Origin of the sequence: Pseudonocardia sp. McavD-2-B (assembly GCF_024124365.1) — a bacterium.
Classification (GTDB): domain Bacteria; phylum Actinomycetota; class Actinomycetes; order Mycobacteriales; family Pseudonocardiaceae; genus Pseudonocardia; species Pseudonocardia alni.
The window spans coordinates 1-12,562 of sequence record NZ_JAMXSG010000166.1 but is presented as its reverse complement, the minus strand read 5'-3'; the positions used below and the strand labels follow the sequence as shown (position 1 = coordinate 12,562).

The 12,562-nt window shown below is 74.1% G+C and carries 10 protein-coding genes and 1 pseudogene; 9 read left to right on the top strand and 2 right to left on the bottom strand.

The window, feature by feature from the left end; all coding sequences use genetic code 11:
• A partial coding sequence (locus NH602_RS20085; protein ID WP_253068608.1) for a PadR family transcriptional regulator occupies nt 1–468 on the top strand: 468 nt, incomplete at its 5' end.
• Nucleotides 469–572: 104 nt separating this feature from the next.
• Here the strand turns inward: NH602_RS20085 and NH602_RS20080 are convergent.
• Complete coding sequence (locus NH602_RS20080) at nt 573–1,871, bottom strand: nitrate/nitrite transporter (protein WP_253068607.1); 1,299 nt, start codon at nt 1,869–1,871, stop codon at nt 573–575.
• A gap of 147 nt (nt 1,872–2,018) precedes the next feature.
• On the opposite strand from NH602_RS20080, the gene NH602_RS20075 reads away from it, so the two are divergent.
• From NH602_RS20075 to NH602_RS20040, 8 genes are all read left to right on the top strand, one after another.
• The gene (locus NH602_RS20075) at nt 2,019–2,993 is read left to right on the top strand and encodes a proteasome assembly chaperone family protein (protein WP_062396020.1); all 975 of its coding nucleotides are present in this window, start codon (nt 2,019–2,021) and stop codon (nt 2,991–2,993) included.
• An 826-nt stretch (nt 2,994–3,819) separates the two neighbouring features.
• On the top strand, nt 3,820–4,026 hold the full coding sequence (locus tag NH602_RS20070) for a hypothetical protein (RefSeq protein ID WP_253068606.1): 207 nt from the start codon (nt 3,820–3,822) through the stop codon (nt 4,024–4,026).
• Nucleotides 4,027–4,066: 40 nt separating this feature from the next.
• On the top strand, nt 4,067–5,488 hold the full coding sequence (locus NH602_RS20065) for a sodium:solute symporter family protein (RefSeq protein ID WP_253068605.1): 1,422 nt from the start codon (nt 4,067–4,069) through the stop codon (nt 5,486–5,488).
• A complete protein-coding gene (locus tag NH602_RS20060; protein WP_253068604.1) occupies nt 5,485–7,146 on the top strand; it encodes a thiamine pyrophosphate-dependent enzyme in 1,662 nt (553 codons plus the stop codon). Before NH602_RS20065 ends, NH602_RS20060 begins: the two co-directional genes overlap by 4 nt.
• The gene (locus NH602_RS20055) at nt 7,143–8,414 is read left to right on the top strand and encodes an alpha-hydroxy acid oxidase (protein WP_253068603.1); all 1,272 of its coding nucleotides are present in this window, start codon (nt 7,143–7,145) and stop codon (nt 8,412–8,414) included. Before NH602_RS20060 ends, NH602_RS20055 begins: the two co-directional genes overlap by 4 nt.
• Nucleotides 8,411–9,859, top strand: coding sequence for a UbiD family decarboxylase (locus tag NH602_RS20050; RefSeq protein ID WP_253068602.1), 1,449 nt, complete (start codon nt 8,411–8,413; stop codon nt 9,857–9,859). Before NH602_RS20055 ends, NH602_RS20050 begins: the two co-directional genes overlap by 4 nt.
• Before the next feature lie 6 nt (nt 9,860–9,865).
• Nucleotides 9,866–10,810 carry a LysR family transcriptional regulator gene (locus NH602_RS20045; protein WP_253068601.1) on the top strand — a complete coding sequence of 315 codons (945 nt, stop codon included), beginning with the start codon at nt 9,866–9,868 and terminating at the stop codon, nt 10,808–10,810.
• Nucleotides 10,797–11,408 carry a UbiX family flavin prenyltransferase gene (locus tag NH602_RS20040; RefSeq protein WP_305882464.1) on the top strand — a complete coding sequence of 204 codons (612 nt, stop codon included), beginning with the start codon at nt 10,797–10,799 and terminating at the stop codon, nt 11,406–11,408. The genes NH602_RS20045 and NH602_RS20040 overlap by 14 nt, the downstream gene beginning before the upstream one ends.
• Before the next feature lie 53 nt (nt 11,409–11,461).
• On the opposite strand, the pseudogene NH602_RS20035 reads toward NH602_RS20040, so the two are convergent.
• Nucleotides 11,462–12,562: pseudogene (locus tag NH602_RS20035) on the bottom strand (hypothetical protein); the annotation flags it as partial.

Genomic DNA, 12,562 nt, shown 5'->3' with positions numbered 1-12,562 from the left:
CGCGGCCGGCGCGGCAAGCGTGCCCGCGGCGACGTGCGCACCGCGGTGCTCGCGGTCGTCGCCGACGGCCCGCGGCACGGCTACGAGATCATCCAGGAGATCACCGGCCGCTCCGGTGGGCAGTGGAAGCCGAGCCCCGGCTCGGTGTACCCGATGCTGTCCCAGCTGGAGGACGAGGGCCTGGTCCGGTCCGAGCAGACCGAGGGCCGTCGGGTCGTCCACCTGACCGAGGAGGGCACCCGGCACGTCGAAGAGCACCGCGCCGAGCTCGACGCGGTGTGGGCGCCCTTCGCCGAGGACGCCGAGGCCGCCGAGTCGGACCCGGCGACCGGCCTGGTCACCGAGCTCGGCCGGCTCGCCGCCGCCGCGCGGCAGGTCGCCGAGGCCGGCTCCGAGGCGCAGGTGGCGTCGGCGACCGAGGCGCTGACCGAGGCCCGCAAGGCGCTGTACCGGCTGCTGGCCGAGTGAGGCTCGCCGAGCGAGCAGACGACACCGGGTGAGGCCCGCCGGACGGGCAGACCGCTCCGTGTGCGATGGGGGCGGGACCGCGATGGTCCCGCCCCCGTCGTCGTCTACCGGGCCTGTCGCCGGCGCCGGTTGCGGCGCAGCGCCTCCCGCAGCGGCGGGACGACGGTGCCCTCGGCGGCCATCACCCGACGGGCCTTGCGCCGCGCGAGGACGACCGCGACGGCGGTGAGCGCCCAGATCGGGAACTGCACGAGCCAGGCCAGCCGGAACGCCTCGGGGGTGTAGCCGCCGGACACGCTGAGCACGAGCCCGACCAGCAGTGTGGTGGTGAGCGAGGCGGTGAACCCGCCGACGTTGACGATCCCGACGGCGGTGCCGCGCCGGTGCGCGGGGTTGAAGGTGCGGGCGTAGTCGAAGCCGACGGCGGAGCAGGGGCCGTTCGCGGCGAGCACCACCACGAGCAGCACGAGCAGCCACAGCGGCGCGGGCGGCGGGACGAGCAGCACGACCGTCCACACGAGCGCGGTCGCGCCGATCACCGACAGCACGAGCCAGGAGCGGCGCAGCGGGTGGCGGGCGGTGAACTCGCCGAACACCGGGCCGACTACGGCGCCGGCGAGGACGAGCACGGTCAGCATCACCGAGGCGCCGGTGGGCGTCATCCCCTGCCCGGCGACGAGGTAGGGCACGCCCCACAGCAGCGCGAACACCAGGCCGGAGAACTGGGTGCCGGCGTGCGACCAGAGCCCGAGGCGGGTGCCCGGGTGCGCCCAGGCGCCCGTGAGCCCGTCGACGACCTCGCGGGGGCTGCTCGCCGGGGCCGGGGCCGGGCTGCCGGGCGGGCGGTCGCGGAACACGGCGAGCACCGCGACCGCGGCGACGACGCCGATCCCGGCGGCGGACAGGAACGCGGTCGTCCAGCCGTAGGCGTGCAGGACGGTGGCGAGCGGGATCGCGGAGAGCACCTGGCCGAACTGGCCGAGCAGCGCCGTGATCTGCGTCATCAGCGGGACCCTGCGCGGCGCGAACCAGGTGGACAGCACCGACAGCACCGAGATGAAGGTCAGGGCGTCGCCGACGCCGACGAGCACGCGGGCGGCGATGGCCAGCGGCAGCGAGGTGGCGAGTGCGACGAGCACCTGCGCCGCGGTCATGGTCACGGCGCCGGCGAGCACCATGGTGCGGGCGCCGAACCGGTCGAGCAGGAGCCCGACCGGCACCTGGAGGGCGGCGTAGACCAGCAGCTGCAGGACGAGGAACCCGGCGAGCACGGTCGGGGACGCACCGAACCGGTCCGCCGCCTCCAGCCCGGAGACGCCGAACGAGCTGCGTTGCAGCACCGCCACGACGTAGGCGAACAGACCGGCGGACCAGACGAGGTAAGCGCGACGTGACGTGTGCATGACGAACGACCATTCTGGTCCATCCCGGACGGGCGGGGTGTCCCGGCAGGGCCGCGTCACAGGGGGGCGATGGTCACACCGCGACCGGGCAGGCCGTAGGTGGCTCCGGATAGGGTCGCGGTGCACGCCACGACTCGGAGGACGCCGGTGCTCGATCCCGCTCAGCTGTACCAGGTCGACCCGGCCGCGCCGGCGCTCGACGAGCCGGTCCTGATCGTCGTGCTGGACGGTTTCGTCGACGCCGGGAACGCGGGTGCGCTCGCGGTCGGCGCGCTGACCGACGAACGCGAGGCGGTCCGGGTGGCCCGGTTCGACGTCGACCAGCTCGTGGACTACCGGTCGCGACGCCCGCCGCTGCGGTTCGAGACCGACCGCTGGGCCGACTACGACCCGCCGGAGCTCGACGTCGTCGCGCTGACCGACACCGGGGACACGCAGTACCTGCTGCTCGCCGGTCCGGAGCCGGACATGCAGTGGGAGCGGTTCGTCGCCGCGGTCGGGCTGCTGGTCGAGCAGCTCGGGATCCGGCTGGTGATCACGTTGCAGGGCATCCCGATGGCCGTGCCGCACACGCGTCCGATCGGAGTGACCGCGCACGGCACCCGCCCGGAGCTGGTGGAGGGCCACACCCCGTGGTTCGCGACCGCCGACGTCCCGGGCAGTGCCGCGGCGTTGCTGGAGTACCGCCTCGGGCAGGCCGGGCAGGACGTCGTGGGCTACGCCGTGCACGTGCCGCACTACCTGTCGCGCTCGGCGTACCCGCAGGCCGCACGGGTGCTGCTGGACCACGCGGGGCTGTCGGCGGGGCTCTACCTGCCGACCGAGACGCTGACCCGCGCCGCCGAACAGGCCGAGTCCGAGATCGCCGAGCAGATGGCGGCGTCGGAGGAGGTCGGGCAGGTCGTCTCGGCGCTGGAGGAGCAGTACGACCAGGTCGTCGCGGCCCGGGAGTCCGGTGACCTGCGGGACGGCCTGGAGGGCGGCGAGCTGCCCAGCGGCGACGAGCTGGCCGCGGAGTTCGAGCGTTTCCTCGCCGGCGGTGGGGACGACAAGCCGGGCGGGAAGTCCGGCGACGAGCCGCCGCACGAGCCGCCCGCTCCCCCGCTGCCGCCCGCGACCTGACCTGATCACGGCCTGTTCAGCGGATCGGGCCGTCCGCGGAGGTGGTTGGCACGGGCGGGCGAGCGGGTGCCGGCCGTCCCGGGCGTCGGCGCTCCCGGGGACTCCTGCCTCCCCGCGCCGGGCACGGTGTGTCGCCGTCCGGCCGTGTGAGCGCCGGCCGCTGTCGCTCGTCGCGGCCCGGACCGGGTGGGACGGACGCCCCGCCGCGCTCCGGCCGGGCGGGCTGCGGACGCGTGTGCCAATCGTCTACAGTGCTTTCCGCACCATCTGTTTCAGACTATCTACCGCCAGGCCGTCCACACGAGCCGCGCCGCGCGGCGGACTGCCGACCCGACACCGCACACTCCGGACGCAAGGACGGCACGGGCACTGCCCTACCCAGAACTGCTGCGGGCCATTAACAGGATGCACAGGATCGGTGACCCGCCGGAACGGCGGGACACCGCGTTGTCATGCGTTTCTCGCAGCACAACGAGAGGTCCGCATAATCAGTCACCGTGTCGAGGTCCCGCGGAATCCGGCGACCGGAGCGGAACTGCGCCGCACGAAGGCCACTCATCTCGGCCGCGACCGCGGAGCGGATCACCGGCGCGTTGGACCGGGCCCGCGCCGACGGCGCGTCGTGCCCGGCGGACGGTCGGCCGGCCCCGACGGCTCCCTGGCGCCCTCCTCACCCCGGCTCCGGTCAGCGAGGTCGAACCGGGGTCGGAGGTGGTTCAGGAGGACCTCGTCGGACCGGTGCCGGCCTGCAGACCCACAGCGACGACACCGACGCCGTCCGGCTCACCACCAGGACCCCGTTCGCCCCGGCCGCGCCGCCGCGACGGTGTGGATCAACGGCTACGACCGCCCCTACACCGAGATACCCACCGCCGGGATGCGGATGTCCGGGCTCGGCCGCACCCGTGACGCCGACGGACTGATCCGGTTCATCGAGCAGAAGCACATCCATCTGCCGCGCGATCGACGAGAAATCAGTGGCTCTGATGTCACCCATCTCGAATGGTCGTTGGACTCCCAGGGGCGGGCGTGACTGAATCATCGACACCTCCCGAATGGCCTGGAGAATCAGCATGGAATCAGTGTGGATCGTCCTGCTCTGCGTGGCCGCCTACATGGCGATACTCGCGTTGATCAGTTTCATGGTCCGGCGGTCGTCCGGTACCAGCAAGAGCTTCACGACCGGCGGGAAGGCGTTCCCCGCCATCCTCATCGGCTTCCTGCTGGCGTCCGAGTTCATCGGGACGACGGCGAGCGTCGGGACCGCGCAGGTCGCCTACAGGTCGGGGATCTCGGCCGCCTGGAACATCGCGGTGCTGGGCCTCGGCTTCGTCCTGTTCGCCTGGCTGCTCGCGCACCGCTTCCGCGCCCTCGGTGAGTCGACCATCTCCGGTGCGCTCGCCCGGTTCTACGGCGAGCGGGTCCGCAAGGCCACCTCGGTGCTGATGGTGTGCGCGCTGATGACAGTCGCGGTCTCCACCTACGCCAGCGGGGGCGCGCTGCTGGCGAGCCTGCTCGGCATCGGCACCGTGCCCGCCATCCTGCTGGTCGGCATCGCCGCGACCGTCTACGTGCTCATCGGCGGGATGCGCTCGGTCGTCTACACCAACGTCCTGCACGCACTGGTGATGCTCGTGGGCATCGGGATCCTCGCCGTCGTCGCGGTGTACCGCGCCGGTGGCCCGGGAGCCCTCCGGGTCACGCTGCCCGACGAGTTCTTCTCGGTCAGCGGCGTCGGCTGGCCGCAGATCTTCGCCTGGATGATCGCCGGCGTCGGCGCCATCTTCGCCACGCAGTACGTCGTCCAGGCCATCGCGGCCACCCCCGACCCACACCGGGCCCGGATCGCGACGCTGTGGTCTGCCGCGATCCTCATCCCCTACGGCCTGCTCGCCTCGGTCGTCGGCATGAGCGCAGCCGTGATCTACCCCGGCATCGACGCCATCCAGGCCCTACCCGCGCTAGCCGTCGACCTCCCGCCGCTGGTCGCCGGGTTCGTCGTCGCCGGTCTCGCCGGCGCGATCTTCGGTACGGTCGCCGCGATCACCCTCGGCTGCTCGACGCTGCTGGTGAAGGACTTCCTCGACCCCACGATGAACCGCGGCGGGGACGACAAGCGCAGCGTGTTCCTGCTGCGGACCTCGACGCTCGCCATCGGCCTGCTCCCCGTGTTGCTCGCGGTCACCGCCGAGGACGTCGTCGCGGTGACGTTCCTGGCCAAGGCGCTGCGGGCCGGCCTCGCCGTGCTGGTGCTGCTGATGTTCTTCCGCCCCGGCTTCGGCACCCGGACCGGCGCCCTCGTGTCGATCTTCGCCGCGCTGGTCACGACGATCGGCTGGTTCCTGCTCGACAACCCGTTCGGCATCGACAACGCCTACATCGCCGTCGCCACCCCGATCGTGACCATGAGTGTGTTCCACCTGTTCGCGCACCGCCGGGACTCCGGCGGGCCCGAGCAGCCGGCCACCCCCACCGCGACGGAGCGCACCGCATGACCCCTGCCGTCTGGACGGTCTCGACCGTCCTCGCCGACACGCTCTCCGCGTGGGGAGTCCGCTACGTCTTCGGTGTGCCGTCGGAGAGCGCGACGCACTTCCTGGACGCGTTGCTCGAGCCGGGCCGCCCGGAGTTCGTGGCCACCCGGCACGAGGGTGGGGCCGCGTTCATGGCCGAGGCGCACGCCGCGGCGAGCGGCACCGTCGGCGTCGCGCTGGGCGGTCGGGCAGTCGGGGCGGCGAACCTCTCGATCGGGGTGCACACCGCGTTCGAGAACTCCACCCCGATGCTGGTCATGGTTGGTCAGATGAGCCACCACCACCGGGGCCGGGAAGGGTTCCAGGAGACCGACCTGCCCGCCTTCTTCGGCCCGGTCGCCAAGGCCGCGTTCGAGGAGGCCGACCCGGCCCGGGTCCCCGACGCGGTGCACCGCGCCCTGGTGCTGGCGACGACCGGACGGCCGGGGCCGGTCGTGCTGTCCCTGCCGGAGGAGGTCTTCGGCGCGCCGAGCATCGAGCCGGTCCGAGCGCCGGTCGCGCCGCCGCGGCCGCGGCCGTCGGTCGACGACGTGGCGGGCGTGCTCGCCGAACTTGCCGCAGCCGAGCGACCGGTGATCGTCGCCGGGGCCGGGGTGCTGCGCTGCGGCGCCGAGGACCGGCTGCGAGGGTTCGCCGAGCGGACCGGAGTCCCCGTCCTGGCCGCCTGGCGCCGGCACGACGTGTTCGACAACGACCATCCGCTCTACGCCGGACACCTGCAGATGGGCACGAACCCGCAGATCGTGCGCACGCTCGCGGACGCCGACCTGGTGCTCGCCGTCGGCTCCCGGCTCGGCGAGATCACCGTGCAGAACTACACCGCGATCACCGACCAGCGGGTCGTCGCGATCGACATCGACCCGCGGATGCTGGGGAAGAGCCACCGGCTGGTCCGCGGGGTCCTCGCCGACGTCGGGGCGGCCCTGCGGGAGCTCACCGCCGCCGCCCCGGACGGGGTCCCGTCCGGGCGCGTGGACTGGGCGGCCGAGCGCCGGGCGGCCTACGCGGAGGCGACCGCGGTCGCCGAGGACGAGCACACCGATCGCGTCGACTCCCGGCAGGTGATCCGGCTGCTCCGAGCGGGCCTGCCGGACGACGCGGTGGTCACCAACGACGCCGGAAACTTCGCCGGCTGGCTGCACACCTTCTTCCGCTTCCGCCGGCCGCACACCTACATCGGCGCGGCGTCCGGCGCGATGGGGTACGCGCTGCCGGCCGCGATCGGCGCCCGGCTCGCCCACCCGGACCGGCCGGTCGTCGCGGTGGCCGGCGACGGCGGCGCGTTGATGACCGTGCAGGAGCTGGAGACCGCGGTCCGGCTCGGCACGCCGGTGGTGCTGATCGTGATGAACAACAACATGTACGGCTCGATCCGGATGCATCAGGAACGCGCACATCCCGGGCGGGTGGTCGGCTCGGACCTCGGCAACCCGGACTTCGCGGCGCTGGCCCGGTCCTTCGGCGCCGCGGGCGACACCGTGCGGTGCGACGCCGAGTTCGGACCGGCCCTGGCCACGGCGTTGCTGCGGGATGGTCCGACCGTCATCGAGGTCGTCACCGATCCCGAGCAGATCTCGGTCGCCTCGACGATCACCCAGCTGCGGGAGCGCGCCCGGTGAGCCGCCGCTCGGACCCGCTGCACGGGCTCACCTGGCGGACCACCCGGTCCGGGGCCGGCTGGGGCCCGGCGAGCGGACGTTCGCCCGAGGCGCTGCGGCGCCGGCGGTTCCCGACGATGGCCGACCTGGAGCGGGCGGCCCGGCGTCGCTCGCCGCGGTTCGCGTTCGACTTCGTCGCGGGCGGCACCGGCGACGACCGCGGCGCCGCCCGCAACCGCGCAGCGCTGGACGGCGTCGAGATCGTCCCGCGATACGGGCGGATCGGTCCCGTCGACACCGGCGTCGAGCTGTTCGGCCGACGCTGCGAGGTCCCCATCGGCATCGCACCGACGGGCAACGACGGCGTCGCCTGGCCGGACGCGTCCCGTCGGCTGGCCGGGGTCGCCGCCGACGCCGGGCTCCCGTACGTCACCGGCACCCTGGCGTCGGCATCGATCGAGGACCTCGCCGCGATCTGCGGTGACCGGCTGTGGTTCCAGCTCTACGGGATGCCTCGCGACGACCACCGGGTCAGCATCGACCTCGTCCGGCGGGCCGAGGCCGCCGGCGCGCAGGTGCTGGTGCTGGCGCTCGACGCGCCGGTCCGGTCCAAACGACCGCGCGACCTGCGCAACGGGCTGTCGGTGCCGTTCCGTCCCTCGCCCCGGCTGGGCGCGCAGCTGGCACTGCACCCGGCGTGGACCCGGGCGGCGCTGCGCAGCCGGGTCCCGCTGTTCGCCAACATCGCCCGCTACGTCCCGGACCCGCACGGGCAACCCGATCTCGGCGCGGTCGCCGGGTTCGTCCAGCGCGAGCTGCGCGGCGGCCTGAGCTGGGACGAGGTACGCCGGTTCCGCGCGATCTGGCCGCGGGCGCTGGTCGTCAAGGGTGTCCTGCACCCCGACGACGCGCGAGAGGCGGTCGACGCCGGCGCCGACGGTGTGCTGGTGTCCAACCACGGCGGACGCCAGTCTGACGCCGCGCCCCCGGCGATCGACGTGCTGCCGGCCGTCGCCGAGGCCGTCGGCGACCGGAGCACCGTCCTGTTCGACAGCGGGATCGCCAGCGGTCTCGACGTCGCCCGCGCGCTGGCCCTCGGCGCCCGGGCCGCTTTCAGCGGCCGGGGCTTCCTCACGGGGCTTGCCGGTGCCGGTGACGACGGCGCGGCCTACGTCGCCGAGCTCCTGACCGAGGAGCTCCGCACCGCCATGGCGCAGCACGGCGCACTCGACCTCGCCGCGCTCCGCCGGCTCGCGGTCCGCCACCCCACCTCCTGGAGCCCGAGATGAGCACGACACACGACGTCCGCTCCCCCAACCACGCGCAGACCGGCGCCCCGCCGCCGGGCGCCGACCTGCGCGGCTGGCTGGAACACCTGCGGGCCGACGGACGGCTGTCGGTCGCCGTGCCGGACCTGGAACTGACCTTCGGCATCGCCGGGCTGGCGAACCGGATGGACGGGCGGACCGCGACGGTGTTCCCGCGGCCCGGCGGCCACCCGGTCCCGGTGGTGTCCGGGCTGCTGTCCCGGCGGTCCTGGATGGCCGAGGCCTGCGCGGTCGGTGAGGACGAGCTGGTCGCCCGGTTCGACGACGCCTGTCGCAACCCGGTGCCGTGGCGGGAGACCACCGACGCCCCCTGCCAGGACGTCGTGCACACCGGTGTCGACCTGACCGCACAGCTCCCGATCCCGACGCACAACGAGCACGACTCGGGCGCCTACATCACCGCCGGGCTGCTGATCGCCCGCCGGCCGGACACCGGCGTGCAGAACGTGTCGATCCACCGGCTGCAGGTCAGCGGACCGGCCAGACTCGGCGCGCTGCTGCTCCCCCGGCACACGCTGGCGATGTTCGACGAGGCCGAGCGGCACGGCGGGGACCTGGAGATCGCCGTCGCCATCGGCGTCGACCCACTCACACTGATGGCCTCGCAGGCGATCGTCCCGCTCGGCCAGGACGAGCTCGAGATCGCCGGGGCGCTGCACGGGCGCCCGCTCGACGTCGTGCGTTGCCGGACCAACTCCGTCCGGGTCCCCGCGTCGGCGGAGATCGTCCTGGAGGGTCGGCTGCTCGCCGAGGTCCGGGAGGAGGAAGGGCCGTTCGGCGAGTTCCCGCAGTACTACGGCGAGCGCGCCCGCCGGCACGTCATCGCGGTCGACGCGGTGACCCACCGTCGCGGCCCGCTGTTCCACACGATCGTCGGCGGCGGCACCGAGCACCTACTGCTCGGCGGGATCCCGCGCGAGGCGTCGTTCCTGTCGCACCTGCGCCGCAGCTTCCCCTGCGTGCGCGACGTGCACCTGTCCCGCGGCGGGGTCTGCCGCTACCACCTCTACGTTCAGGTCGACCGGCCCGCGCCCGGCGAGGCCCGCAACGTGGTCCTCGGCGCGCTCGCGGCCCACTACGACATCAAGCACGTCACCGTCGTGGACACCGACGTGGACGTGCACGACCCGACCGAGGTCGAGTGGGCCGTCGCCACGCGGTTCCAGGCCGATCGCGACCTGGTGACCGTGCACGGCACCCAGGGGTCCAAGCTGGACCCCTCGACCGAGGACGGTGTCGGGTCCAAGCTGGGCTTCGACGCCACCGTCCCGCCGGGCGCGACCGGCATGCGCTACACCCGGATCCGGGTTCCCGGTGAGGCGGAACTCGACATCGCCGAGCTCGTCCGGCCCGCTCCCGAGGGATGGTACGAGCAGGCGGCGGAGGCCCCGTCGCCGAAGGGGTGATGCGCCGTGGAGCTGCGGCAACTGTCCTACTTCGAGTGCCTGTACCGGGAACGCAACGTCACCCGTGCGGCCGCCCGCCTCAACATCGTCCAGTCCGCGCTCTCCATGCAGATCGCCAAGCTGGAGAACGAGCTCGGGCAGTCGCTGTTCGAGCGGAACCGGCGCGGGGTGACACCGACGGTCGCGGGCGAGCAGGCCTACCGGCTGTTCGCGCCGCTGCTGGAGCAGCTGACCACGGCCCGGGACACCCTCGCCGGCAACGGTACCCCGGTCACCGGGGCCATCCGGATCGGCCTGGTCGCCTCGGCCACCAACGAGGCGTTGGCGGACACCGTCGCCCGTTTCGCCGTGGCGCACCCGGAGGTGAGCATCCACGCGACCTACGGTTTCAGCGCCGAGCTCGTCGAGCAGGTCCGATCGGGTGCCCTGGACTGCGCGGTGATCAACCAGAACTTCGTCCAGGACGACCTCGACTGCCAGGACATCCTCGACGAGGAGCTGTTGGTCGCCACCGGGGCGCACGTCGGGCTGGACGTCCCCGTCCCGGTCCCGCTCCCGGCACTGGCCGGGCTGGACCTCGTCCTGCCCTCGCGCCGGCACGGGCTGCGGATGGTCCTCGACGACGCGCTGCGGGCGCACGCGGTGGCGGTGCACCCGCGGCTCGAGATCGACGACCTCTCGGTGACGACCTCGCTGGTGGCCCGCAGCCGGCGGGTGACGGTGCTTCCGGCCAGCATCATCGAGCCGCGGCTGCGCGACAGCACTCTGCGCGCCTACCCGTTCGCCCGCCCCGGGCTGTCCCGCCGGATGCTCTGTGTCCGGATGCCGGACCGCCCGCGTACCGGCGCCGTGGCGTTGTTCGTCGACGGCCTGGCCACCCGACTGGAAACGCTGGCCCGCTCGACGGTCCGGCTCACCGATCCCGACCAGGAGAATAATGATGATTCCTGACCTGACCCCGCGGCTGGTCGTCGGCATGTCCGGCGCGTCCGGTGTCGCCTACGGCGTCCGGATCCTCGAGCTGTTGCGGGACACTCCGATCGAGACCCACCTGGTGGTGAGCCGGGCCGCCCGGCTGACGCTGAGCCAGGAGACCGACATGTCGCCGGCGGAGCTGGAGGCGCTCGCCGACGTCGTGCACCCGAACCAGAACGTCGGGGCGACGATCGCCAGCGGCTCGTTCCGGACGATGGGCATGGTCGTCGCGCCGTGCTCGGTCAAGACGATGTCGGAGATCGCGAGCGGCACCACCTCGAACCTGTTGTCCCGGGCCGCGGACGTGACCCTCAAGGAGCGCCGACGGCTGGTGCTGATGGTCCGCGAGACCCCGCTGCACCGGAACCACCTGCGCACGATGACCGAGCTGAGCGAACTCGGGGCCGTCATCGCGCCGCCGGTACCCGCGTTCTACACCCGGCCGGAGTCGCTGGCGGACGTGGTCGACCACACCGTCGGCCGGGTGCTCGACCTGTTCGACGTCGAGAGCGGCACCAGCACCCGGTGGGACGGTCTGCGGACCGGCGCGGGTCGCGCGGACGTCACGGAGTGACGCCCCCTCCCCCCGGTGGCGGCACGCTCGTCGTCACCGGGGGTGGGCCTCGCTCACGCCACACGGCCGGTCCGGCCGCTCCCGTGTCCGCCGAGCGCGAGGGCGTGCTGCACCCGGCCCCGGCCGCCGGGTCCGTGCAGCACCGCCTCGACCCAGCAGCCGACCGGCCGGGCCCTGAGCCCGGCCGCGGTGGCCGTCAGCCAGGCGTCGTGGACGGCGAGGCCGGACCGCACGTGCTGGGCGACGGTGTCCGGGCCCGGGTCGACGTCCCCGGTGACGACGAGCAGCCCGCCGACGCCGGTGAGGTCGGGCAGGCCGCAGGCCCGCCGGGTCAGCGCGGCCAGGAGCGGGTGGCCCGCGTCGAGCAGGGCCGCGTGCTGTCCCGCGCCGAGCCGGGTCCGGGCGACCCGGTCGAGCCCGGGGTCCGCGACCGGTGGACGCAGGCTCGCGAACGACGCCGAGCGGCGTGCGCGGAGCACGGCCGCCGGGTGCGGATCCGCGCTCGCACCGAGCGCGACGGCGCCGTCGGGACCGGGTCCGGTCGTGAGCACGACGCGGGAGCGGTCGCCGTCGGGGACGAGGTGGGCCGTCCGGGGTCGTCGCAGCGTCGCCGCGGCGGCGAGGACGGCGGCGGCCGCGTGGCCGAGGTCGAGCAGCAGCACCGGCAGCGAGCGGGGGCCGTAGCGCCAGGCGGTCCGCTCCGGTGAGAGGTGGAGGACGACGTCCGGGTCGTCGTCGTGGTCGTCGTGGTCGTCGTGGTCCGGGTCGGACAGGGCCGGGACGGCGGCGCCGGGCCGGGCGTGGCTGCCGGGTCCGGTTGCGCCGGGCCGGGCGGGTTCCCGAGCGGGCCCGCCGTCGAGGGCGTGGGCGAGCGGGTCGTAGACGCGACCGGCGTCGCGGCCGTCCGTGGTCGGGTCGTGGACGCAGGCGTCGACCGGGTAGCGGCCGCCCGCCGACGGCACCCGGCGCAGCCGCACCCCGCCGACCACCCGGTCCGGGTCGGCGGCCAGCGACAGCGCCAGCAGTGCACCGGTCCCGGTGCCGTCGCGGGTAAGGGGCACCGGCCGGGCCGCCGTGGTCGCCTCGGCGGGGCGGGTGGTGTGGTCGGTGGGGCCCGGGTCGGCGCCGGACCAGGCGAGCCGGAACGCCGCGGC